Annotated in this window: 26 protein-coding genes; 19 read left to right on the plus strand and 7 right to left on the minus strand. The window is 39.4% G+C overall.

The genetic code is table 11. The features are described 5' to 3' along the window. Positions 1-308: 308 nt before the first annotated feature. On the minus strand, positions 309-1238 hold the full coding sequence (locus CYJ57_RS04385; RefSeq protein WP_101954228.1) for a nuclease-related domain-containing protein: 930 nt from the start codon (positions 1236-1238) through the stop codon (positions 309-311). 151 nt (positions 1239-1389) lie between these two features. Here CYJ57_RS04385 and map point away from each other — a divergent pair, with 151 nt between their 5' ends. Continuing rightward, positions 1390-2142, plus strand: coding sequence for a type I methionyl aminopeptidase (map, locus tag CYJ57_RS04390; RefSeq protein ID WP_006700995.1), 753 nt, complete (start codon positions 1390-1392; stop codon positions 2140-2142). Positions 2143-2207: 65 nt separating this feature from the next. Here the strand turns inward: map and galU are convergent, their stop codons facing one another. From galU to CYJ57_RS04410, 4 genes are read right to left on the minus strand one after another with little or no spacing between them, the layout of a single operon-like run. Further along, the gene (galU, locus tag CYJ57_RS04395; RefSeq protein WP_006700996.1) at positions 2208-3086 is read right to left on the minus strand and encodes a UTP--glucose-1-phosphate uridylyltransferase GalU; all 879 of its coding nucleotides are present in this window, start codon (positions 3084-3086) and stop codon (positions 2208-2210) included. 3 nt (positions 3087-3089) lie between these two features. Beyond that, a complete protein-coding gene (locus CYJ57_RS04400; RefSeq protein WP_101954229.1) occupies positions 3090-4220 on the minus strand; it encodes a glycosyltransferase family 4 protein in 1131 nt (376 codons plus the stop codon). An 8-nt stretch (positions 4221-4228) separates the two neighbouring features. Continuing rightward, on the minus strand, positions 4229-4507 hold the full coding sequence (locus CYJ57_RS04405; protein ID WP_101954230.1) for a hypothetical protein: 279 nt from the start codon (positions 4505-4507) through the stop codon (positions 4229-4231). A gap of 15 nt (positions 4508-4522) precedes the next feature. Further along, positions 4523-4981, minus strand: a complete 459-nt coding sequence (locus CYJ57_RS04410; protein ID WP_101954231.1) for a flavodoxin — start codon at positions 4979-4981, stop codon at positions 4523-4525. A 166-nt stretch (positions 4982-5147) separates the two neighbouring features. Between CYJ57_RS04410 and galE the strand changes: the two genes are divergently transcribed. The 9 genes from galE to CYJ57_RS04455 all read left to right on the plus strand — a co-directional run bounded on the left by galE (position 5148) and on the right by CYJ57_RS04455 (position 15032). Beyond that, positions 5148-6167 (plus strand): UDP-glucose 4-epimerase GalE, encoded by a 1020-nt coding sequence (gene galE / locus CYJ57_RS04415; protein WP_101954259.1) that lies wholly within the window; start codon positions 5148-5150, stop codon positions 6165-6167. A 1-nt stretch (position 6168) separates the two neighbouring features. Then, the gene (locus tag CYJ57_RS04420) at positions 6169-7059 is read left to right on the plus strand and encodes a hypothetical protein (RefSeq protein ID WP_101954232.1); all 891 of its coding nucleotides are present in this window, start codon (positions 6169-6171) and stop codon (positions 7057-7059) included. A 32-nt stretch (positions 7060-7091) separates the two neighbouring features. Then, positions 7092-8258 (plus strand): nucleotide sugar dehydrogenase, encoded by a 1167-nt coding sequence (locus tag CYJ57_RS04425; RefSeq protein ID WP_101954233.1) that lies wholly within the window; start codon positions 7092-7094, stop codon positions 8256-8258. Positions 8259-8320: 62 nt separating this feature from the next. Next, positions 8321-9472 carry a glycosyltransferase gene (locus tag CYJ57_RS04430; RefSeq protein ID WP_101954234.1) on the plus strand — a complete coding sequence of 384 codons (1152 nt, stop codon included), beginning with the start codon at positions 8321-8323 and terminating at the stop codon, positions 9470-9472. 8 nt (positions 9473-9480) lie between these two features. Continuing rightward, the gene (locus tag CYJ57_RS04435; protein ID WP_101954235.1) at positions 9481-10899 is read left to right on the plus strand and encodes a lipopolysaccharide biosynthesis protein; all 1419 of its coding nucleotides are present in this window, start codon (positions 9481-9483) and stop codon (positions 10897-10899) included. Positions 10900-10912: 13 nt separating this feature from the next. Then, positions 10913-12220, plus strand: a complete 1308-nt coding sequence (locus CYJ57_RS04440) for an O-antigen ligase family protein (RefSeq protein ID WP_101954236.1) — start codon at positions 10913-10915, stop codon at positions 12218-12220. Then, positions 12195-13253, plus strand: coding sequence for a YveK family protein (locus CYJ57_RS04445; protein ID WP_101954237.1), 1059 nt, complete (start codon positions 12195-12197; stop codon positions 13251-13253). The genes CYJ57_RS04440 and CYJ57_RS04445 overlap by 26 nt, the downstream gene beginning before the upstream one ends. Before the next feature lie 12 nt (positions 13254-13265). Further along, the gene (locus tag CYJ57_RS04450) at positions 13266-14027 is read left to right on the plus strand and encodes a glycosyltransferase family 2 protein (protein WP_101954238.1); all 762 of its coding nucleotides are present in this window, start codon (positions 13266-13268) and stop codon (positions 14025-14027) included. Positions 14028-14072: 45 nt separating this feature from the next. Next, the gene (locus tag CYJ57_RS04455; protein WP_101954239.1) at positions 14073-15032 is read left to right on the plus strand and encodes an NAD(P)-dependent oxidoreductase; all 960 of its coding nucleotides are present in this window, start codon (positions 14073-14075) and stop codon (positions 15030-15032) included. Between the two features lie 67 nt (positions 15033-15099). Here CYJ57_RS04455 and CYJ57_RS04460 read toward each other — a convergent pair whose 3' ends face one another. Next, positions 15100-15558, minus strand: coding sequence for a threonine/serine exporter family protein (locus CYJ57_RS04460; RefSeq protein WP_101954240.1), 459 nt, complete (start codon positions 15556-15558; stop codon positions 15100-15102). Continuing rightward, positions 15555-16328 carry a threonine/serine exporter family protein gene (locus CYJ57_RS04465; protein WP_101954241.1) on the minus strand — a complete coding sequence of 258 codons (774 nt, stop codon included), beginning with the start codon at positions 16326-16328 and terminating at the stop codon, positions 15555-15557. Before CYJ57_RS04465 ends, CYJ57_RS04460 begins: the two co-directional genes overlap by 4 nt. Positions 16329-16434: 106 nt before the next feature. Between CYJ57_RS04465 and recX the strand changes: the two genes are divergently transcribed. From recX to CYJ57_RS04510, 9 genes are all read left to right on the plus strand, one after another. Next, positions 16435-17259 carry a recombination regulator RecX gene (gene recX / locus CYJ57_RS04470; protein WP_101954242.1) on the plus strand — a complete coding sequence of 275 codons (825 nt, stop codon included), beginning with the start codon at positions 16435-16437 and terminating at the stop codon, positions 17257-17259. Further along, positions 17243-18403 carry an A/G-specific adenine glycosylase gene (mutY, locus tag CYJ57_RS04475; RefSeq protein WP_101954243.1) on the plus strand — a complete coding sequence of 387 codons (1161 nt, stop codon included), beginning with the start codon at positions 17243-17245 and terminating at the stop codon, positions 18401-18403. The genes recX and mutY overlap by 17 nt, the downstream gene beginning before the upstream one ends. A gap of 104 nt (positions 18404-18507) precedes the next feature. After that, entirely contained in the window at positions 18508-19062 is a 555-nt protein-coding gene (locus CYJ57_RS04480; protein WP_006701013.1) for a DUF402 domain-containing protein, read from the plus strand. Between the two features lie 87 nt (positions 19063-19149). Further along, positions 19150-19695, plus strand: a complete 546-nt coding sequence (locus CYJ57_RS04485; RefSeq protein WP_101954244.1) for a TIGR01440 family protein — start codon at positions 19150-19152, stop codon at positions 19693-19695. A gap of 94 nt (positions 19696-19789) precedes the next feature. After that, the gene (gene glpK / locus CYJ57_RS04490) at positions 19790-21310 is read left to right on the plus strand and encodes a glycerol kinase GlpK (protein ID WP_101954245.1); all 1521 of its coding nucleotides are present in this window, start codon (positions 19790-19792) and stop codon (positions 21308-21310) included. Then, positions 21307-22224, plus strand: a complete 918-nt coding sequence (locus CYJ57_RS04495) for an aldo/keto reductase (protein WP_101954246.1) — start codon at positions 21307-21309, stop codon at positions 22222-22224. Before glpK ends, CYJ57_RS04495 begins: the two co-directional genes overlap by 4 nt. 41 nt (positions 22225-22265) lie before the next feature. Continuing rightward, positions 22266-22730, plus strand: a complete 465-nt coding sequence (locus CYJ57_RS04500; RefSeq protein ID WP_101954247.1) for an S-ribosylhomocysteine lyase — start codon at positions 22266-22268, stop codon at positions 22728-22730. Positions 22731-22742: 12 nt separating this feature from the next. After that, positions 22743-24713, plus strand: coding sequence for an alpha/beta hydrolase family protein (locus tag CYJ57_RS04505; protein WP_101954248.1), 1971 nt, complete (start codon positions 22743-22745; stop codon positions 24711-24713). A gap of 203 nt (positions 24714-24916) precedes the next feature. Further along, positions 24917-25453, plus strand: a complete 537-nt coding sequence (locus tag CYJ57_RS04510) for a hypothetical protein (RefSeq protein ID WP_101954249.1) — start codon at positions 24917-24919, stop codon at positions 25451-25453. The last annotated feature ends 66 nt before the right edge of the window (positions 25454-25519 follow it).

Consider the following 25519-nt stretch of genomic DNA (forward strand, 5'->3'; position numbering starts at 1 on the left):
AGCTGGGAATGTATGTTTGGTTGTCGTGACTTCTGTTTAAGAATACTAGAATGAGAGTGGTGTTCTCTATAACTTCGAACAAGTTTAGTAGAATGGGAGTGCTGTTCTCCAAAACTTTGAACAAGTTTAGTAGAATAGTAGTGTTGTTCTACAAAACTTCAGACAAATTTAGTAGAATACAGGTGCTGTTCTCCAAATTTCCACTCATGATTAGTAGAATGTGTGTACAGTTCTGCATATCCTAGTTCAAGATTACGAGAATGATCGATTGCTTGTCGCATTCCGTCATCTAGCCCGCCACATCCCATCTATTTGTTCTTCAGTCTATGGTACAGACGCAACATATCTTCGAGGTATTCGCTTTCTGATACTTTGGCGTAATGTCCGTGATCAACTCTTATTAAAAGCTCTGACATCTGTTTTGATATCCAGTATTTATCGAGCTGTTTGTCGCACAGATTATAAACTTCTATTGGGCTGATAGTCTCTCGATCATATAATGAGCAACATTCTGCAATAATATACTTCAGTGCTTCTTGCTTCGTAATCTTGGCTGAACACTCTTGACACTGAAAACTTTTGTATAGCTTGGTCATCTGAAAACTACCACATTGATGACAATAAATGCCACACCTTAAATCTTCGACATTGAACGGATTAATCTTAAAATGATTGTGCCAATCGTCAATTTGATATTTTCTTAAAACCTGGTAAATCGAATGAGGGTCATAGTTGGGCTGATTACAGTGATCCTGCAGACCTTGAAAATGTCTGCGTAGTTCATGCCGCAATAAGATGGAAAGTTCTGAAGAGTTGTCCGATTTAAATGTTCCATAAGGATGGATCAGCACTAAGTGAGGAATAACTGAAATTCTTATATTTTCTTGAATCAAAATGTTTTTAAAAGAATCACATGCCCGGTCGATTTGTTGCAGGGGATTATAATTTATATGGCGATTATTATAATAAATTTTCCCATCAATGAGCGAACAATCTGCATCATAATTTTTCACTTCATACAAATGAATCTGGTCAGGCATGATTAAGACCCCATCCACTTGAACAAAACCGGGCGTTTCAAAAATAAAGTCTTTTATAAAAAGTCCCTGATTCGGGATAAACTGTTTAACAATCTGCAGAAAATCTTGCTCGCCTTCATAACCCATCACAAAATTATCAAGCCGATTCGTCTCGTCACCCCGGAAATATCTTACCAAAAGTGTTTTAAGTTCTTTCATAATTTTACCTCCTTACTAATAGATACACAAAAAAATAATTTTTTAAAAATTCCACATAAAAAATAATTCAACGTTTCTATTTCACTTTCAATTTGTCTATCCAACTAAAAGAGGGTATCATGGTAATTGAGAAAATAAGGTAGGTGTAACTATGTTAACTTTAAAATCAAATCGTGAAATTGAACAAATGACAGAATCAGGGCGTATTTTAGCGTCGATTCATGAACAACTGCGTGAACGTATAAAGCCGGGTGTAAGAACAAGAGACATCGATAAATTTGTTCAACAGCAAATTGAATCCCATGGGGCGGTTGCTGCTCAAATCGGCTATCAAGGCTATGAATATGCAACTTGTATTAGTGTCAATGATGAGATATGTCATGGTTTTCCATCAAATTATCGTCTGAAAGAAGGGGATGTTGTGAAGGTCGATTTCTGTGTCGACTTAAATGGAGCCATATCTGATAGTTGCTGGTGCTATGCAGTTGGAGAAGTGTCTCCTGAACATCAAGAATTGATGGAAGTGACCAAAGAGTGCCTCTATCGCGGTATTGAACAAGCTGTAGTAGGCAATCGTATTGGTGATATTGGGCATGCGATTCAAGAGTACGCAGAATCGAAAGGATTCGGTGTAGTCCGTGACTTTATCGGGCATGGCATCGGGCCAACGATTCATGAAGAACCGCAAGTTCCGCACTATGGACTGGCTGGAAAAGGGCTTAGACTAAAAGAAGGTATGACGATTACGATTGAGCCGATGATTACTACTGGAACATGGAAGATGAAGATGGATTCGAATGGATGGACGGCTCGAACCCGTGATGGAGGTTATTGTGCACAGTACGAGCATTCGATTGCGATTACTGCTGACGGACCAATCATTATGACGGAACAAGCTGACTAACTTGTCAAGTAAAAAACATACAAAAACAGCTGTGGTAAGACAATTCTTAACCACAGCCTGTTTAGTTATGCGTTTATTTTTTCAACGGTTTGTTGAATATATTCTTTAAGTTCATGAGAAATTTCTGGATGTGCCAGACCTTTCTCAACACTCATTTCTAAGAAACCAAACTTACTTCCAATATCGTAACGTTTGCCACGATATTGATGCGCAAAGACGCGTTGGGTTTGATTCAAAATATCAATCGCATCGGTAAGTTGAATCTCACCGCCAGCTCCGGCAGGCAACGTTTCTAAAATCGGAAAAATTTCAGGAGTTAATAAATAACGTCCGATGATCGCTAAGTTGCTCGGTGCGTCTTCTGGAGTAGGTTTTTCCACAAATTGACGGACATTGTACAACCCTGGAAGAAATTCTTGTTCGGGGTCAATAATGCCAAATTTCTGGGTATCTTCGTGAGGCACCTCCATTACTGCAATACTCGAACTTTGTGTATCTTGATAAATATCGATAAGTTGACGAGTTAATGGTACATCGCTTTCCATAATATCATCGCCGAGTAGGACAACAAAGGGTTCATCTCCAGCAAAGGCTTTTGCAAGTAGTACCGCATGTCCTAAGCCTTTCGGATAAGGTTGGCGGACAAAGAGTAAGCTGACTTTTAAATGATCTTGAACAATGGGGAGGAGTTCCTCTTGACCATGCTCCATTAAGTAGTGCTCTAACTCCATATTGGTGTCGAAGTGGTCTTCGATGGTCCGTTTACTTTTTCCAGTAATAATCAAGATTTCTTCAATGCCCGATGCTGCTGCTTCTTCGACAATATACTGAATCGCTGGCTTATCGACAATCGGAAGCATTTCTTTCGGCATGGCTTTTGTAGCGGGAAGGAAACGCGTTCCCAGCCCTGCAGCTGGAATAACAGCTTTTTTAACTTTTTTCATAAACTAATTCACCTCTTGCTTCACTTGTTGATATAGCGCTTGGTATTGTTGGGTAATATCATCCCAATTAAACACCGATATTGCTTCTTGAGCACGTTTGGATAGTGTTGAATAATGGTCCGGATGGCAAATATAATCAACTGCTTGGTTAAAAGCAGCTTGATTTTTAGGTTGTACTGAAACGCCAATCGAATAATTTGGGAAGAAATTATCGAATCCTTCACCTTGCGTATAGATTACCGGGAGGCCTTGACTCATCGCTTCAGCATACACCAAACCAAAGGTTTCTGGATAACTTAACATGGCATAAATATCCATCGATCGATAGATTTCAGCCATTTCAGTTTGGTTTTTAGGACCTAAATAGGTCACGCATGAGTAACGTTGAAGTCTTTCTAATTCCTTATTATCCCATGGTGGCCCGATGACAAAGAGTTGAGCCGGTCTGACTGTCTGAGAATATGTCTCAACTAATTCAGCTAACTCACAAAGTCGTTTAGTACGGAGAATTTTACTTGTGACCACCAGCTTAATGGGATCATGCCAACTCGAGTGAGGTTCTTCGGGCTGATTTTCATGCCAAAAGGTGTCAATTCCATTTGCAATGACGAGCGACTTGTCCCAAAGTTGTTGCTTCAAATGGTCCGGAATGTAACGCTCGAAAACTTCTTTTTGTGTGTTCTTTGAGATAAAAATAATTCGAGCGGCATGTTGCATTATCTTAATTCCGGTCGATCGCATCCACGGCATCCGTTGGAAAAAGGTTCGCAAATCCGCATTGCGGACAGCCACTATATAAGGCACTTGTTCGCGACGATGCAGTTGATAGGCGAGCCATCCATTTGAAAATAGCGAATGGGCATGAATTAAATCAAAGGACTGAATATTTGAAAAAGTCTGATTTAAATCACGTAAGATTAGCTGATGTTTCCAAGGGAATACCCAACGTGAAAGCTTCGGGTGATTGCGCCGGACCGTTGCATAATCTCCACGAACGGCGATGCGTTCTTCAGGGTATTCTTTTGCAATCGGGACATAGACATCGACTTCATTACCGAGTTCAAGTTGGCGTTGATATAAATTATGGAATAGGGGAGAGGTCGAATAATATGAATTAATATGTAAAATACGCATAGCAAGACCTATTCTCCAATAAGGTTCGTTAATTTATCGATTTGCCCCTCTAACGCTTCAACGCGCAATTCAAGCTGTTCCACCTGACTCTGAAGTTCAGGGAAAGTTTCTTGCGAATCGTGGTTTGCAATCCCGAAAAAGTACATCACTAAATAGATGCAAATAAATAAGACAATAAAAGATAAGGTGATGACAAGCCAGCCACTTTTATCCATACGGCGATCCATTTTTTCGATGTGTTGTTTAATTTCTTCTGTTTGAGATTGCAGTAAGTTCGGCTCAGACATCTTGCTACCTCCTGACTATGATGCTGTTGACTGATACGTTTCGACCAGTTGACGGGCAAATTGAACGAGACGCTCTGCATCTTCCTCTTCAGGATAAAGATTGACTTTGACACCTTCAGCGCCACGGGAGGCTTGAGTTTGATCGAATCTCGCTTGGAAATCATCCACTTGCCCGCAGAAAGTAGGATAGAAAGTATCGCCTGAACCAAAGACACCATAGATTTTGCCGCTGAGGTTCAATTGAGCCATTTCTTCGTAAAACTCTTCAAACTCATCGGGAACAACGCCGTGGTCTCCGTAGGCATAACTTCCTAACACACAAATATCAAAAGATAAATAATCTTCAGGCATTGCATCGTATGCATGGAAAGTCGTCACTTCTACTCCTTGATTTTCTAATTCTTCAGCAACAATATCACAACAAGCTTCTGTATTCCCTGTTAAACTTGAATAAACTATTAAAGCACGTACCATGATGCTTCACTCCTCTCTATACATTCATCGTTATTATAGCAAAAAAAATTAAAAGCTAACAGTCGCGACGCTTTTTCGACATGAATTAGTAGAAGTCAGCATATTCATCAATAGCTAAATATGGTATAATACATAGGATAATTACATGGATAAGGAAGATCATAAGGTGACGATATTAGTAACAGGTGGAACAGGATATATCGGGAGTCATACGGTTGTTGAGTTAATCGAAAATAATTACGATGTCGTGATTATTGATAACTTATCAAATAGTGACCCAGAAGTATTAGAACGGCTATATCAAATAACGGGGCAGCACGTTCCTTTTTATCATGGAGATATTCGTGATGCGAAAATATTAGATCAAATATTTAATGAACATACAATTGATGGGGTTATTCATTTTGCAGGATTAAAATCGGTCGGGGAGTCCGTTGAAAAACCCATTGATTATTACCAAAATAATGTGGCAGGTTCACTGACACTACTTGAAGTTATGCAAGCGCATGAGGTGAAGCGTATCGTTTATAGTTCATCAGCAACGGTATACGGTGCCCATAATCAATCTCCTCTCGATGAATCGATGCCCATCGGAGAAGCAACCAATCCCTATGGCTACAGTAAAATTGTGGTCGAGCAAATGATTCATGATTTAGTCAAATCGAATCCAGCATGGAGCGCTGTGATGCTACGTTACTTTAATCCAATCGGAGCGCATCAAAGTGGATTGATTGGTGAAGAACCAAGCGGTATTCCCGCAAATATTATGCCTTATCTGACTCAAGTTGCGATTGGGAAGTTACCGGTACTTCGAGTTTACGGCAATGATTATCCTACGCAAGATGGAACCGGCGTTCGGGACTATATTCATGTGGTCGATTTAGCAAAAGCCCATGTTAAAGCACTACAATATACTCTAGACCAATCAGGCTATCAAATCTATAATTTAGGAACGGGTAAAGGCTACTCGGTCTTAGAGCTTGTCCATACCTTTGAAGCGGTAACGGGGCAATCGATTCCTTTAGAATATGTTGACCGTCGGGCCGGAGATTTAGCTGAAGTCTATGCCAATCCTGCTCTAGCAGCAAAAGAGCTCCATTGGCAAGCGCAATATAACTTAGAAGATATGTGCCGCGATAGTTGGCGCTGGCAGTCACAAAATGTGAAAGGCTATAAGGGGGATTAAGATGGCCAAATCATCTCATCCGATTCCGAAGGTGACGGTAACTTATGGGCAACGTCCCAAGCGAAGTCACCGTTGGCCAATTGGCTTATTAATCTTCATTGTTTTAATCTTTGTATGTTTATCTTATGTCTTGTATTATCAACACCAAGTTGACAGGACTTATCGAGAGACCATCTATCAAGCGCATTCAGAAGCGGAATCGGATAGGTTACAAGGACCAATTGCCTTGATTGCTTTAAATAATCAAATTCAACAAGGCGTAACGCAAGAGAATGTTGCTTGGTTGAATATTATCACGCTAGACGCCACCGAACCGCAGGTCAATCAACTTGTGATGCCGTTAGATTTATATCATCTACCATCGCAAAGTTGGTTATTTGATTATGGACGCCAGGGCGTTGGACGAGGTATTGATCAGTTGATTGATGCGCAAGTAGCCATACAACATCAGATTACCGTGCGGTTAAATCGGTTGCGTCCGTTGTTAGATTTGGTAGGGCCGATTGATATTATTTTGCCAAATGAAATACAAATTGGAGAGCGGACATTTCCTGCTCAACAGACAATCACATTAACACCATTAGAAATGGATCAGTTGTTGAGCCGTTCAACGGGTCAGGATTATCAGTACCTCTATCAAATTCAGCAAACCATCATCCAAGAATTATTTTCGACAATCCAATCTAGAGCGAATCGTTTGAAGTGGGTTGAAATTTTAAACTGTTTAAAAGAAGCGGTTGTTACCGATATTCCATTTAATAACCGATACTTATGGTCGATTCAACACTATCATTGGGAGACCGAATTTCTAAGTAATCGAGTGAATATTCGCTATAATGCAGAAGAAAATCGGTATGAATGGGAAGAATCATTACAGGAAGTCATACAATAGATGCAGCAATAGTCATTAAGAAGGGAATAAAAATGAAAGTTACAGTGGTAGGCGTTGGGTATGTAGGATTAGCCAATGCGTTATTATTAGCACAACACCATTCAGTCACTGCGTTAGATATCAATCCAGACATTGTCAAAATGCTTAATCAAAAGCAAAGTCATCTGCAAGATAAAGAAATTGAATCCTTTATTCAGCAGGACCAGCTAGATTTCAAAGCAACGACTGATCGTCAAGCAGCGTATAAAGATGCTGAAATGGTCGTGATTGCGACACCAACCAATTATGATGAAACGAATAATTTCTTCGATACATCTTCTGTGGACGCGGTGATCGATGAGGTAGTTCAATTAGGTAGAAATATCCCAATTGTCATCAAGTCCACCGTGCCTGTAGGTTACACGCAATCGAAGCATCGACAATATCCAGCTGAAACCATTATATTTTCACCAGAATTTCTACGAGAAGGTAAAGCACTTTATGATAATCTCTACCCTTCACGGATTATTGTGAGTGATGAAGGAGAGGCAGCGAATCAATTTGCCAAAATGTTAGTCGAAGGTGCGGAGAAATCTCCAATAGAGGTCTTGCAGATGCCGGCGACCGAAGCCGAAGCTGTAAAATTATTTGCTAATACATATTTGGCGATGCGCGTGGCGTTCTTTAATGAACTGGATACTTATGCGCAAGTTAGAGGGTTGGACACCCAATCGATTATCGAAGGTGTAGGACTTGATCCGCGTATCGGCCAACATTATAATAATCCATCTTTCGGTTACGGAGGGTATTGTCTTCCAAAAGATACGAAACAACTTTTAGCGAACTTTAAAGATGTACCGAATGAATTAGTTCGAGCGATTGTTCAATCGAATGATACACGGAAGCAATTTATAACGCAGTCTATTCTTGAACTGAACCCTACAACGGTGGGAGTCTATCGGCTGACGATGAAGCAAGGGTCAGATAACTTTAGAGAATCAGCTGTTCAAAGTGTGATGAAGCAACTGAAGCAAGCAGGGGTTCAAGTGATTATTTATGAACCTACAATTAAAGGGGATTATTATTTAGATTACCAATGTGTGGCAGACTTAGAGCAATTTAAACAACAATCGGATATAATTATTACGAACCGATATCATCAAGATTTGCAAGATGTGTTGGCAAAGGTGTATACCCGTGATATTTATAACGAGAATTAGTCAGAGACAATACTCACTATTGGCTAATAGTGGGTATTGTTTTGTGTAAGGGGAATTTGAAGATGAAGCGAGTGAACCAAGTCAGAATACTACATATTATGAGCTCTTATGGTGGAGGCATCTCGACGTTTATTCATAATTTAGCGACTGAAATGTCAAAGTACCATATTGTCTTTGATGTGGTTACTTACAGTGACTGTCCAGAACATTTTGTCAAAGCAATTCGTCAAACGGGTGGCGATGTCTATCAGTTGAAAAACCCAAAGAAATCGGGTTGGTCAGCGTTCAAACATTCGATAAGTCGGGTATTAAAGCTTTATGACTATCAGGTTGTTCATTGCCATATTACAGGTTATCGAGCGGGAATCTATTGGAGTATGGTCCGACGTTTTAGTCCTCAGAGTAAATTTGTGATTCATGCGCATTATATCGCGACAATGCCTGAACATCCGGTGAAACGGATTGGATACTTTATGACACAACAACTGAATCGGTCGTTAAGTGACCTCTATGTCGGTTGTAGTTATCAAGCGATTGAGTCGATTTTTGGCTATCAAGTGTCTAAATCACAAGGTATTATTATTCCAAATAGTATTGATGAGTCGAAATTTCTTTACTCAAAAGAACAATATCAAACATTGCGAGAACAATGGCGTGGTTATTTTGACATTGAATCAGATCAGTATGTGATCGGTCAAATTGGTAGATTAGCTAAAATAAAAAATCACAAACTGACATTGCAAATTGCACAACTTGCTAAAGAAAAGCATCTGCCATATCGCTTTATTTTCTTTGGTCAAGGTCCAATGGAGTCAGAGTTAAAGACAATGATTGAAGAATATCAGCTCGAAAAAATCGTAATTTTAGCAGGTCGATATGAGCAAATGGATCAAATCTTCCCGATGCTTGATGCGACGATTCTCCCTTCCTTTAATGAAGGACTGGGTACCGTGGCCATTGAGAGTCAAGCAGGAGGGATACCGGTTGTTTTATCAGAAAATGTGCCAACTGACGCGGACTTAGGGATGGGATTGGTTTATCGTCAAAAATTAACCGCTCCGATTGAATTCTGGCTTGAAAGCTTACAAACTGCCATGACACATCAACCCGTTCCAGTTGAAGAACGAAGTTATGCTCTGACTCGTAGTAAATATACAAATCACCAAGCTGCTCGTGTATATGCGAGTTCCATTGCGGGTGTTATTAAGATATAGGTGAGATTATGAAACACTTTATTAAACGATTGGCTGGGTTTAGTTTAGGCCCAATTTTAGGTGCAGCGATTTCTTTTATCTTATTTCCAATTTTTATAAATTTATTACCTGTCGGAGAATATGGTCGTGCGGGTGGTTTTCAAAGCTTGCTCGTTCAATTACCTACGTTTATTTATTTAGGATTAGACCAGGCTTATACGCGGGAATTTAACCATCACGAAGATAAGAAATATTTGATTCAGCAAGCAATGTTACCATCCTTAGCGATGGGGGCACTTGTAACTTTGGTCATGTCATTTTTTGCTCGACCGATTGCTCAGTGGAGCTTAGGGAATGGGGATTATTACTATATCGTGATTGCATCCATGGGCTGGGTTATTATTACTATTATTGAACGTTTTGTTCAATTACATATTCGAATGGAAGAGCGCGCCCTTGAATATTCTTTATTTACTTTAAGCATTAAAATAGGAATCTTTATTGCGACGCTAGGATTGATTTTCTTAGGTTTTCGGGATTTCCGTGTTGTTATTTATGGTCTATTACTAGGGACGATATTAGCGGATAGTATTTTGTTTTATCGCTATCGTTATTTACTTGATTTTAGAGGGTATAATTTTGATTCCACGCTTATCCGTCAATTATTTGCATTCGGTTTGCCAATTATGATGGCTGTTTCGCTCAGTGCGTTATTGAATTTGATGGATATTATCTTTTTACAAAGCTGTTCAGATTTTCGTAATTTAGGGATTTATAAAGCGGGAAGCCAGCTTGCTGCAATTTTAGGTATTATGAAGACCGCGTTTACGAGTTTCTGGATACCAACAGCCTACCGCTGGTATCACGAAGAGCGCGATATTAAACATTATGCTTATATTAGTGACTTGATTTTGATGTTTATGTCACTGATATATTTTGGGTTACTGTTATTAAAGTATCCAATTACGTTTGTGCTTAATCCGAGTCGAGAATATCTTGAGTTAATGTATATTGTGGGGTTATTGGCTTTTCCGCACTTAATGTATACACTTTCTGAAACTACAACGCTAGGTATTGTGTTCTCAAAACGTACCGGATATAACGTTGTGGTGAGTTTGCTTTCGTTAATCGTCAGTGCAACATTAAACGGTCTTTTAACGCCAACATTCGGTTATCGTGGAGCTGCAGTGGCTTCGTCGGTCGCTTACTTTGTTTTCTACTTAGCTCGAACTTACTTCTCGTGGCGAACAGGATTTTACTTTAGCCAAGTGAAGCAATTATCCGTTGCGACACTGATGCTCATTGCTGGGATCATGAATTTATATGAACGTCCGTCAATCGTATTGTGGACGGCACTTTTTGCAGTAGTTGCACTCGTTATTCAGATTCCTACATTTAAGACAACCTATCAAATATATCAAGCACCTGATGAGTGGGATTTTACATAAAAGGAGGGATTGAATGCGTCGTTATGTTCTAATGATGGCCATGATGGTATTTTTAGGGACTGAAATTTTAGCGTTATCCACGCCGGTGGGACAATTGACACTATATCGAATCATGGCATTAGGCGGCTGGCCGATCTTACTGTATAGTACGATCATCGATTCTCGGCAAATCAAGATTGACGCTAACAATCCCGCTTGGCTCCATCCACTAGTTTATTTAATTTGGTTAATTTGGGGTCTTTTTTCTGGTCTTTGGGCGGGCTCGTTCAAACACTGGGTTCAAGCCTCTTTTCTACTTTTAGTAGGCGTCTCAAGTGTGTGGGCACTTGTTTTATGGATTGAGAATCGATTCGACTGGAACAAATTGGCGCGAAGTATTTGGTGGATGATGACAGGACTCTTATTATGGGGGCTATTCGAAGTCTTTACAAATACATACTTACTAGCAGATTTGAGTAAGTTAGACCCTTATAATCAGTTTGCGCTAGGATGGACACGACGAATCCCGGTCACTATATTCACCAATCAAAATGATTATGCCACAATGTTAATTGCGTACATATCCTTAACAGTTGTCCGATGCATTCAAACCAAACAGCCCTGGTGGAAAGTTCTATATCTCGTCTACCTAATATTAACGGGCTTATTAATTTTCCTCACGGATTCCCGTATGATTTTACTCAGTACGCTGCTTTACTTTATTATTTTATGGCTACTTGAATATCGGATTGATTATAGTGCCAAGCAAATTATCAAGCTGGCTGTACTTGCAGGCTTTATATTGGCAGGAGTCATTATTATTACACCTAGCTTTAGAGAGAAAGTCATGCATTTGATTCATATTGTGGGACCGAGTATGAATACGGGAGATTCTCGCCGTATGAATCTTTGGCGCAACGGCTTAGTCTTATTTTCCCAGAGCTTAGGCCTTGGAGTTGGTGCTGGTAATATTGAATATCAGATGCAAATGCAACCTTTTCTCCCAGTGGATGGATTTACCAATATTCATAATTGGTGGTTAGAAATTTTAGTCTCATATGGAGCTATTACTTTTGTATTTTATGTATTTAGTTACGGGATGATGCTTCGTCAATTATTTGAATTGCGTAATTGGCAGCCTGTTAGGAGGCGGCAGATAACCAATGTTTTTATTGCATTTTTAATTGTTTATATTTTTGCTAGTATTACCAGTGCAAATAATATAAAGATTGAATGGCATTGGGTGTATTTTGGTCTTATCATCAGTTATCTTCGCATTGAATATCAACATTATCGAAATGAAAAAGAGGGATATTATGAACTTATCAACCATATTGCGTGAATTTTGGCGAATGCTACGAGATCATATATTAATAGTTGTCCTTAGCTCACTACTAATTGGTGGTCTCAGTGTATTTTTTCGTTATCAAATTACCAATTATCGCTTAAGTGAAATTAAAGAACCTATCAATCATTTAACACAAGTTTATCAGCAACAACCCGCTACGTTCAAAGCAATTGTGCTAGTAGAAGACGGACAACTGTTTAATAACGCATATGCCTATGACGAGCTATTTAGTACGCCAACAGTCGTTTCACAAATTGAATCGTTGACACAAGTTGATATTTCTCGTACATTAGATAGCGAACGACAAGTAGAGTTGTATAAAAATTATGCCTTCCGAGGAGGCGTTGCAGCATTGCGCGACTCAGCTTCGGGTGTTTTTACGTTTCGTTTCTTAGTTGGTAAAACAGCAGAGGAAAATTTAGCGGTCGCGAATGCTTATTACGATTTACTTCAAAATCAACCAGATATTCTTGATGCAGGGCAGCGAGTAACACTCCTAAGTGAGCCGGAAATTTTAGAATTAGATAATATCGATGAATTATCGATTGTACCTACTATCGAAACATTGAATATCTATCGTTCGACCCGCGCTAAACCTTTAATCTTGTACGGAGTATTAGGAATTTTATTAGGAGCAATCTTAGCTTTTGGCGTCATGTTATTAAAACGATTATTTAGTGAAAAAATTCAATACGCATTTGAATATTCATGGGAATTATCGGATCGACATGAACTTCTTTCATGGCGTGATTTTGATCATGCGCGCCAAGTGGAGTCTTTTCAATATCCAAGGGTTACTCAACGTTGGATTTTCGATCAAATTGGCAACTTGTTTGAAACGGATTCGTTCTCCTCAGAAAGTCATTATCTTACAGATTTCGGTCAATTAATCCAATTAGCGGATGCGCCAGATGAAATAATGATCATAATCCAAGCAGGACAGACGGATAAAGCATGGTATCGTCGGGTACGTGAATTAACCGAACGTTACCACTGTCCAATTCGAATACTACAATTAAATCCTTAGGAGGTATTACAGATGGATTATACGAGTGGTTTGATCTCGATTATTACACCAGTCTATAATAGTGCAGGCTTAATTCAACCCACCATCGATTCAATTCAACAACAGACTTACCCTCAGTGGGAATTAATTTTAGTGAATGATGCGAGTCAAGATGATTCGCTTGCGATTTGTCAAACTTATGCTGAAGCGGATGAAAGAATTAAAGTGATTGATTTACCCGTTAATCAAGGGGCGGCTGTGGCACGTAATACGGGGCTAGAACAGGCGCAGGGAGAATATATTGCATTTGTGGATAGTGACGATGTATGGGCACCTGAAAAGTTAGAGCGTCAAATTAAATTTATGCAAGAGCATCACTATGGCTTTACTTACACAGGGCTGGCCCGGATGAATTTATCAGGAGAAATCATTCAAGATTCTGTTCCGATACCACTCAAGACGAGTTACCGTCAACTTTTAAAGAACACTGCGATTGCATGTTCAACTGTTATGATCAATCGTCAAATCGTGGGAGATTTTCGAATGCCGAATTTACGTCGCGGACAAGACACAGCGACTTGGTTGATGTTAATGCGCGAGCGGAATATCAAAGCTTATGGTCTTGATGAAGTATTGAATTATTATCGTCAAGTTCCAGGGTCGATTTCTAGCAATCGATGGACCGCTTTAAAACGGACATGGCATTTATATCGTAATGTCGAAAAACTTCCTCTCTTTCAAGCCATCTATTACTTTATCTGGTACGGATTCAATGCAGTTCGCCGCCGGTTATAGTAGACTGTAGATAAGATACTGGAATTGATAGAAAGGATGAACAGAATGTTAGTAAGTTTAATCGTACCTTTGAATGTTCCTAAAGAGCTGATTGAAGCGTTAGCGCAGCCAATCAAAGAATCGGGGCACCAGTTCACTTATTATGATTCAAAGTGGGCAGATGAGGCCGAGCTATTAAAACGTACGGATGGTTCAGATATTATTATGTTAGCCAATACACCGATAAGTGAGGAAGTTATTGCTCGCAATCCGAATTTAAAATTAATTAATGTGGCCTTTACAGGGGTGGACCATGTACCCGTAAAAAAAGCCGACGAAAAAGGGATTAAAGTTTGTAATGCAGCAGGGTATGCGAATACAGCTGTCGCAGAGCTAGCAATTGCCATGACACTTAGTTTGTATCGAGAGATTGGACCGAGTGAACGCGATTTAAGAATGGCTGAGAACTACCCTGGAGCGATTATCGGACAAGAGATTCGTGGCAAGACCGTAGGTATTATTGGCACGGGATTAATCGGCATGGAGACGGCGCGACTTTTCAAAGCTTTTGGAGCAAACCTACTTGGTTATGATCAAGTTGAAAATGCTGAAGCCAAAGAAATAGGTATGACATATGGGACGCTCGATGAAGTCCTACAACAAAGTGATATTGTCTCACTCCATCTACCACTGAATGACTCGACACGCCATATTATCAATGCAGAAAAGCTTCGTCAAATGAAGTCATCGGCTATATTAATTAATATTGCGCGAGGCCCGATTATTAAAATGGATGATTTAGTTGAAGCGTTAAAGAATGGTCAGATTGCTGGAGCAGGGTTGGATGTGTATGATATTGAACCGCCTTTATCAGCTGACGAGCCAATATTGGAAGCACCAAATGTCGTCTTAACTCCGCATATTGGGTATTATACGAAAGAGGCGATGGCACATCGTGCACGCATTGCTTTCGACAATACAATGAATTTTATAAATGAAGAGCCAAGCAATTTAGTTCAACCATAAAAAATAACATACTCAATTTCTACAGCTCTATGTGCTGTGGGAGTTGGGTATGTTATTCTTTATCTTACTATTTATTGGCAATGATTCGATGGCGATGGTTGATAATTTTAACGATAATTTCGACCATTGAGTCAACGAAGAAGACACCTACCGCTATAATACCTGCAATCGATAAAGTATCGATGAGGTAGTGTTGCGACTGGACGTAGTCTAATTGAATAAAGGATAGAGCCATCCGGTACATTGAAGTTCCAGGTACATAAAGGAAGAAAGATGGAATTAAAAAGATCGTGACCGGTGCTTTATATTTTCTAGCAAAAATATGAGCTGCGACCGTGAAAAATATACAGGCAATTAAATATGCCGGATAACTTCCATAACGTCCTTGTGCATATAAAAATACCATATAACTTAAGGCTCCGATGATGCTCGCTCGGAAGATAAAAATTCTGGGAATTTCGAAAGTAACTCCGGCCGCCATTGAAGCACATAGGGCACCTATCAATTGAGTAAAGACTGCAATCATCGTAACACCCCTCTAAAGATAAAAATCCCCAGTACAACACCAATTGCAAGACTGATGGCTGTAACTAAAGCGGCTGAAATAAAAGCAACACCTGATAAATAATCCCCTTTTAGCATATCGCGAATTCCATTGGTTACAAGCGTTCCAGGATAAAGAGGCATCAATCCAGCAATAATTACTAAGTCCGGCGAATACCACCCCGGTGCTAATCGGTCTATACCGTGGGCAATAAGCGCAATACTTAAAGTGGTGACGGAACCCCGTATAAATTCATTAAGCCCTAATTTTTTATGAAGCATACGAGAGAACATAACAATCGTACCGACTAAAGAGGATGCTAAAATATCAACCAGTCCACCGCCCAATAACATTGTAAAACTCATTACGAGAAAAATATTGGCAATATCTTTGTTGAATTCACTATATTCAGCTCGATCGATTTCGACTAATTTATCATAAGCTTGATAAATATCGATTTGTCCACTTGTTAATTGACGGGACACATTGTTCACTTTATAAATTCGTCCTAAACGATTGCTAAAGTTGTGAACTCTCGTTACCATAGTAATAGGAATCATGTTATTATCGTGGTCTGCCAAAGTAAGATACAGCCCCGTGTTATTAGTACTGACCTCAGCCACCGGCAACCCACTTGCCAACAAGAAGTGGCGTGCCGTTTCTTCCACTCGGTAACTTTCTGCTCGAGATTCAAGTAGGATCTTACCAGCGAGCTCAGCGGTTCGTGCGTAAATCATATATTGTTGTGTCAAATTCGCCACCTCCAGTCCATTAATAATAGTATCATATCAGAAAATGATGCGGGTTTGAAGTGGCTCCTCAAGCTATCGAGATGATTAATATATAGAAGGAGTAAACATGAAAATAACGAAGATTGAACTTCAAAAAAATAATCATGAGCGTTATTCAATTTATGTGGATGAGGAATTTTATGTTGGAATCCATGAAGAAGTCTTAATTCAAATGGGACTGTACCAAGGACAGACAGTGACCCAAGCACAACTCGATCAATTAACGCATCATGAAAAAGAACATAAAGTAATCGATAAGGCATTGAATTATTTAAGTTACGGCTTACGTTCGATTTCTGAGATGCGTCAGTATTTAATGCAACAGTCCTTTGAATTAGAACATATCGAAGCGACTATTGAACGGACAATTGAAAAATTAATTCAAATGAATTATTTAAATGATGAAGAATACGCTAAAAGTTATGTGCGTACTGCTGCAAACCTTAATCGAAAAGGACCGCGAAAAATTCAGCAAGAATTAAAGCAGCGGGGTATCAGTGAGTCCCATATTATGACCGGGCTTGATGAATATCCAATGACGCAACAATTGGAAAATGCATTCGACTTAGCTGAAAAATATTGTCGCAGTAAAACGAAATATCCTCCAGCAATGTTAAAAAATAAGTTGTATCAATATTTATTACAAAAAGGCTTCGATAGAGAAGTTATTCAAGAATCCATTGATCAAGTTGAATTTTCGAGCAATCCCGAAGAACAATATGATCGTCTAAATCGAGAAGGAGAACGCCTATTGCGTCGTCATCAACGTAAATATACTGGATATGAGCTCCAACACCGTGTATCCAGCGGGCTTTACAGCAAAGGATATGATTATGATTTAATCCAACAATGGCTATTAGATAAGGAGGAGGCTTTTGAAGAGCAACGCTAAACAACAATTGATTGAACAGTACCCACTGAATTGGTCTGAAGCCAAAATCCAATCTTTTCGTGAACAATTATTAGGGTGGTACGACCAACATCAACGGGACCTGCCGTGGCGTCGAACGGATAATCCTTATTATATTTGGGTTAGCGAAATTATGTTGCAGCAAACACAAGTAGATACGGTGAAGCCATATTATGAACGTTTTATTGAGGCGCTGCCGACGATTGAAGCATTGGCTACTGCCAGTGAAGCGGAGCTGTTGTCGCTCTGGCAAGGACTGGGGTATTATTCGCGTGTGCGCAATATACAAGTTGCCGCACAACAAATAATGTCGGAATATGAGGGGGAGATGCCTCAGACATTAGAAGGGCTTTTATCCTTGAAAGGAATAGGGCCCTACACCGCTGGGGCGGTCGGGAGTATCGCTTTTGGGTTAGTGGAACCTGCTATCGATGGTAACGTGATGCGAATTATGAGCCGTTTATTTGAGATTGAACAAGATATAACGTTAACGAGTACGCGTAAACGTATGGCCGCATACTTATACCAATTGATTGATCCAAAGCGGCCTGGAGATTTTAACCAAGCTTTAATGGATATTGGCGCAACGATTATGACGCCGACGAATTACGAGCCGCTTGAAAGTCCACTATTAGATTTTGATCAATCGTATCACAATGGAACGGCGCATTTATTTCCGATTAAAGCGAAAAAAGTTAAAGTGATCCCACAAATGAAATTTGCCTATGCTATTCGAAATGTTGAAGGAGAATACTTAGTGCGGCAACATAGAGAAGATGAGTTACTTCATGGATTGTGGCATTTTCCCATGTCAGATGTTGAGATGGTCATGGAAGGTGTGACTCAGCATGAGTTATTGGAGCCACTGTTGGAACAATATCCCGAAATTACCGAATCACTCTTGCAACAAGCTCAGTTGATTCAATTTAATGGTGATCAGTTACAAGCACCTACCATTATCCATCAATTTAGCCATCGCAAGTGGACAGTGACCCTTGTAGAAGTTACATTAAACGATTCAGCAATATCCAATTTTGAATCATTAAAATGGGTAAGTATGGCTCAAATGGCTGAGTTACCTTTGTCCACCTTACAGCAAAAATTAATGAAACAAATAAAATCATAATAAAAGCTTTATCACCTTACAAAATAATTAGGGTATGATATAATGTTTGACGAAGTGAATTTGGCGGATAAAATATCTTGCCTTTAACGAAAGTAGGTTAGGTGATGAAGCAACCTCGTGAAGGAGAATTCATCACTATTAAGAGTTATAAACATGATGGTTCGCTGCACCGTACTTGGAGAGACAATATGGTGTTGAAGACAAGTGAAAATTCATTGATTGCATGCAATGATCACACACTTGTAATTGAATCGGATGGACGACGCTGGGTTACTCGAGAAGTCGCTTTAGTATACTACCATAAGCATTTCTGGTTTAACATCATTGCTATGCTGCGTAAACGCGGTGTGACCTATTATTGCAACTTGGCCTCACCTTATGTGATGGATAGAGAAGCATTAAAGTATATAGACTATGATTTGGATATTAAGGTATTTCCGGATGGAGAAAAACGCTTATTAGATTTGGATGAATATGAACTACATGGTAGAAAATACCATTACTCGAATGAAATTGATACAATCATTAAAGATCAAATCCAAGAGTTAGTACGTTGGATAGAAGAGGAACGTGGTCCTTTTTCACCAAGTTTTATCGATATATGGTATAAGCGTTATTGCCAGCTGACCCATGAGCGAGCGAATCGTCTAACTAAATAGTGTGAATTCACAGTATTGAAGCTAATACGTTGGTATTGGCTTTTTTGTTTTTTAAAAAAGCGTTATAATAAGATTGAGGTGAGAAGGATGAATTTAAATGAATTAGAAAATACTTGGCGTGAAATCGTTCAAGATGTCCTTAATCAACTGAATCCACAGCCAGGACAAGGGTTTGTGTTAGGGTGTAGTACAAGTGAAGTGATGGGCGAACGAATTGGAAAAGGATCTAATGCTGATGTTGGTGAAATGATTATTCGTGTTCTTTTAGCAGCCTTGAAGGAACGCGAAATGTTTTTATGTGTTCAAGGGTGCGAACATATAAATCGCAGTCTGGTGGTAGAGAGAGCCGATGCGATTCAACATGGCTGGGAAATTGTCAATGTAGTGCCAGCAATGCATGCCGGAGGCGCTGCCTCGGTCGCTGCTTATAATCAATTTGATGATCCAGTTAATGTTGAACATGTCTGTGTATCGGGTGGGATTGATGTTGGTGACACATTTATCGGGATGCACGTTCAGCATGTTCAAGTCCCTGTTCGTCCAACCATTAAAGAGCTAGGTGGCGCTCATGTAACAGCATTACGCAGTCGTCCTAAATATATTGGGGGTCCTCGTGCGCAGTACGAGAAATAATTTCTGAAAGAATTACTCGTTGATGGGTAATTCTTTTTTTGCTTGAATTCATATAAGGACTACCATAAAATGAAATGAAAGTGAGGTGAAAGCGTTGCAAAAACAATTTATTATGGCGATTGATCAAGGAACGACGAGCAGTCGAGCTGTCATCGTCAATCATCAAGGGGAGATTGTTGCCGTTGCGCAAGAAGAATTCTCTCAATACTACCCAGAAAATGGCTGGGTAGAACACGATCCATTAGAAATTTGGCAAAGTGTGCAAAATGTCATTTCAAGAGTGTTGATTACAAGTAATCTCCAACCCCATCAAATTGCAGCGATTGGGATTACCAATCAGCGCGAGACAACGGTTGTATGGGACCGTCAGACCGGCAAACCAATTTATCCAGCGATTGTATGGCAATCCCGTCAGACAGAAGCCATCTCGAATCAACTGATTGAAGCAGGTTACGAAACACTCATTCAATCGAAAACAGGATTGAAGGTGGATCCATACTTTTCTGCAACAAAGATTCGATGGATTTTGGATAAAGTGCCTGATGCTCAAGCTAAAGCCGAGGCAGGAGAGTTATGTTTTGGTACAATTGATACATGGCTAATTTATCAATTAACCGAAGGTAAAGTCTTTGCAACGGATGTTACGAATGCCGCTCGGACGATGTTATATAATATTAAAACGCTCGAGTGGGATGAAGAGTTGTTGGAGATATTTAATATTCCTAAGGTCATGTTACCGGAAGTTAAGTCTAATTCAGAAATCTTTGGTTATACGCAGACCTATCATTTTTATGGGGAACAAATCCCTATCGCAGGCGTAGCCGGGGATCAACAAGCTGCATTGTTCGGACAACAGGCCTTTGAGCCTGGCACAGTAAAGAATACATACGGTACGGGGTCATTTGTTATGATGAATATCGGTCAGCAAATGCAATTATCTGAACATAATCTCGTTACGACGATTGCTTATCAATTACAGGATAATACCTATTATGCACTTGAAGGTTCGATATTTATTACGGGCGCAGGGATTCAATGGCTACGTGATGGATTGGAATTATTTGAAAAAGCGAGTGACTCAGAAGCATTAGCAATGCAATCACATGAGCGTGATGATTTATATATCGTACCTGCTTTTACTGGGATGGGCGCCCCATATTGGAATACACAGGCTCGCGGGGCAATCTATGGCATTGACCGTGGAACGAATCGAGCTGACTTTGCTAAAGCGATGCTTCAAGCGATCGCTTATCAGTCACGTGATGTAGTTGATACGATGATGAAAGATACTAATCTCGATGTCACAGTCTTAAAAGCCGACGGTGGCGCGGCTAAAAACAATTATTTGATGCAATTTCAAGCAGATATATTAGGAATTCCGGTTCGAAGAAGTGTCCAGTTGGAAACAACCGCCTTAGGTGTTGCTTATATGGCAGGATTGACTGTGGGCTATTGGGATTCATTGGATCAATTACCAAGTGGTATTGAGCAGTCGGCTTTATTGCAACCGAAGATGACTGAAGGAACCCGTCAACGATTATTTGCTGGTTGGCAAAGAGCTGTCCAAAGTACAATTCAATATAGTGAGCAACCCTCTAGAAAGGAAAAATCATGAAGCAAATACAAATTGGAAAAAGTAACTTAAAGGCAAGTACGGTAGCGTTAGGCTGCTGGCGTATGCAACATAAAACCGTTGAAGAAGCGACAGAACTCATTGAAACGGCGCACCAAGTCGGTATTAATTATTTTGACCATGCAGATATTTATGGTGACGGAAAATCGGAGGAAATTTTTGGTCAAGCACTCAAAAAGAGTTCGATTCACCGGGATCAAATTTTAATTCAATCGAAGGTGGGAATTTGTAGCGGCTATTATGATCATTCCAAAGAGCATATTCTCTCTTCAGTCGATCAAATATTATCGCGGCTCCAAGTTGATTTTCTCGATGTTTTATTATTACATCGTCCAGATACGTTGATGGAGGCTGAAGAAGTTGCTGCGGCATTTGATCATTTATATCAAACAGGAAAAGTTAGACATTTTGGTGTATCCAATTATAGTGCAGGGCAAATTGAATATTTAAAAACTGCGGTTGAGCGACCATTAGAGATTAACCAAGTTGAGTTTGGCCCAGCCTATGCCTCATTAATTGATCAACAATTTAACGTCAATCTAGTTAACGAAGCATCGGTTGATCGCAGTGGTGATTTGCTAAACTATAGTCGAATTCACCAAATGACGTTGCAGCCTTGGTCACCGTTCCACGTCAATTTACAAGAGGGACTCTTTATGAAGCATCCGGACTACCAACAATTAACGGAGACGTTAACGCGTTGTGCTGATCAGTACGGTGTATCCTTTGAAGCGATGGTTATTGCTTGGATATTGCGTCATCCTGCTCAGATGCAACCGCTGGTAGGATCGATGAATCCAGCGCGTGTTGAAGCCATTGCTAAAGCAAGCGAAGTTCAATTAACCCGTCCAGAATGGTACGAAATTTATCGAAGTACCGGTAAGAAATTACCTTAATAAAGCGATATAAATTTGGTGAAAGAAAAGGAGAATAAATCATGGCAAAAGTTGAAAGTTTTAGTCTAGATCATAACGCAGTAAAAGCTCCCTATATTCGGTTAGCAGGTGTTGAAGTTTCTGAAGAGGGATCGCGCATTGAAAAGTACGATATTCGCTTCATCCAACCGAATCAAGATGCACTCCCAACAGCAGCAGTCCACACTTTGGAACATTTTCTAGCCATTCATCTACGTGATGAGCTAGAAGGTGTGATTGATATTTCGCCAATGGGGTGTCGCACTGGCTTTTACTTAGTGATTTGGGGAGAACATTCGGTTCAGGAAATTCAACAAGCTGTTCAAGATGTGTTGAAAATTGTGACTGAAGCTGACCACGTAGAAGCAACTACCGCAAAAGAATGTGGTAATTATCGCGATCATTCACTTTTTAGTGCAAAAATTTATGCCCAGCAAGTACTAGATCAACAAATTAGTTTAGATCCATTTGCGCGAATTTTTAATTAAGCGGAGGAAACGATGAAATTAGTTGATATACAAGCACTCGAACAACTAAAAAGTGTGAGCAACCCGATTCAAGTTGGTAAATTAATATTCTTTATTGAAACAGAACTTCAAATGGATTCCAATCATTATGTTCAAACGATTAAAAGTTACCATACAGAGACGGAAGAAGTAAAAGTGTGGAGCCCTGGTGGAACTGTCAATCAACATTTAACTTTAAGTACTGATCAACGATATTTATTCTTTATCTCAAATCACACTGAAGATAAAAAAGCACAATTATTCCGCATGTCTCTCGAAGGAGGTGCTGCAGAGCAGTTAACGAAAGTACCGAAAGGCATTAGTCATTACTTACAGGCAAATGACCACTCCATTTATTACCAATGGAGTGAAGCAACTCAAGATAAAGAGGGTGCTGAACAGGCTGAAAAATCAGAAAAACCGGAAGCAGTCATCGTTGAAGACCTAACATATAAAGCCGATGGCGCAGGTTATCTTGAATATGATAAAGCGTACTACTTATCGAATTTAGACCTAAATTCACTAAAATCCGAGCAAATAATGGAACGGTCTAAACCGTTTAAAGTTAATTTTGTAGCTCGAGATGAGAACTATCTTCTATGGTCTGAAAGCCGTAGCTACCACGATGAATGGCAGCTTGGAGAGAATTTATATCGGCACAATCTTTCAAATGGAGAAGATACATTAATTGCGATTCCACCAAAGAAAGGCTCAATATCTTTCGTGAGTGCGAATCCGAGTCAAACAGATTTACTCATGATTGCAAATACGTTTGACTATGCTTTTGTGACGCTTCCAGTATTGTATCGCTATGAAGTTGCTACGGGTCAGTTAACTGCTATTAACCCTGAATTTGATGATTATATTGGGGACATTATTGTGGCAGATTTCCAACAAAATAAAGAAGAGTTTCCCATTGAATGGCTCGATGATGAAGCATTTTTATTTATTGTCACAGCGCAAGGGCGAACCGATCTCTATCGAGGAGATATTGCGGGGAATTACCATTGTCTACTAGACCAGCCGTTACATCTCACAGGTGGTAATATTTGTCCTGGTAGCAAGGAAATATCAGTGACGTATTCATCAGTATCTTTGCCGAGTGCCTTAGGAAAGTTTGATATTGAAGAACGAACACTGACATTAGTTTATGATCCGAACGCTACGACAGAATATCATTATCAAGCAGCTGAAGAAATTAATTATACTGATTCAACCGGACAGCCGATATATGGTTGGTATTTACCTCCAGTAGAGGAGAGTAGCGCTAACGAGAAGTCACATCCAGCGATCTTATATATTCATGGTGGACCACAAGTTTGTTATGGAGAAACATTCTTCCATGAAATGCAATATTTTGCTGCTCAAGGGTATGGTGTGATGATGCTCAATCCACGCGGATCGAATGGTTATGGACAAGCGCATGTCGCTTCAATTTTAGGTGATTATGGTAATGTGGATTATCAAGATTTGATGACAGGATTAGATTACGTGCTTGAACAACATCCTGAAATTGATCAATCCCATTTGTATGTAGCAGGAGGCAGTTATGGTGGTTTTATGACCAACTGGATTGTAGGCCATACCGATCGTTTCCGTGCGGCATGTACGCAACGTTGCATCAGTAATTGGATTAGCTTCTATGGAACGAGTGATATTGGCGCTTTCTTTGTAGAGTGCCAACTTGAGCGTGATCTATCGGATAGTGAAGGATTGTGGAATTTATCGCCATTGAAGTACGCTCACCAATCAAAAACGCCACTATTAATTCTCCATGGTCGAGAGGATTATCGCTGTCCACTTGAACAAGCCCAGCAAATGTATATTGCTATGAAGAAAAAGGGAATTGATACGAAGATGATTGAATTTCCATCTTCTAGCCATGGACTTTCGCGCAATGGACTACCTAATTTGCGAGTGGCTCGCATTCAAGCTATCAAAGATTGGTTCAAAAAACATTCATAATATGTTTTAATTAAAATCTATTTTTAACTGCCATTTCTTTCGTTGTCCTATTTCGACACTTTTAAAATAATATTAAAAACGAAAAAATATTTTAATCAAAATATAATAAAGTGTTGAAAAAAATTAAAACTTTTGTACAATGGAGATAGTATCGAGCTAAGTACTGTCGATTTTGCAAATGTTTTTAATAAAAGGAGGATAAAATGAAAAAATTATTTTTAACCATCGTGTCTATCGTGTGGCTGTTACCTTCACAAAATATATTTGCTGAGGAAAATTACAAAGTATATACAACTTCAGACGAAAATGCGGTTATTGAACAAATTTTAATTTCGGAAGATTCATTAATCCTATCTTTTGCTGGAGGTGCTATATACGAAAAATTTATTGAAATCATACCATACTTACAAATAGAAGACGAAGCGGCAATTAAAAATGCAAATCCAACTATGCCAAGTCAAAATCAACCGAATGAGTCTTTAGTTTCAAAAGCTAAGGAACTCGAAGAACAAGGTCTTGCTGATAGAGTAATTTATGGAGAATTGTCTAAAATTTATGACCAAGTTCAATATGTCGTTAAAATAAATGGATCGTTTATTATAGAATTTAATGGAATTGATATCTATAATAAAGATAACGTTCTAAGAGTTAGATATAACAAAGTTGTTGTCATTGACGCACAAATTGAAGATGATAAATTAGTATTCGATAATATTGAATATACACTTGAAACCGAGTAATAACTAAAAAAAACTCGCTTACCTTTCAAAAGATAGAGTGACCCCAATTAGTTGGACCAAAGAGAT

Origin of the sequence: Falseniella ignava, assembly GCF_002847645.1 — a bacterium.
In the GTDB taxonomy this organism is placed as follows: Bacteria; Bacillota; Bacilli; order Lactobacillales; family Aerococcaceae; genus Falseniella; species Falseniella ignava.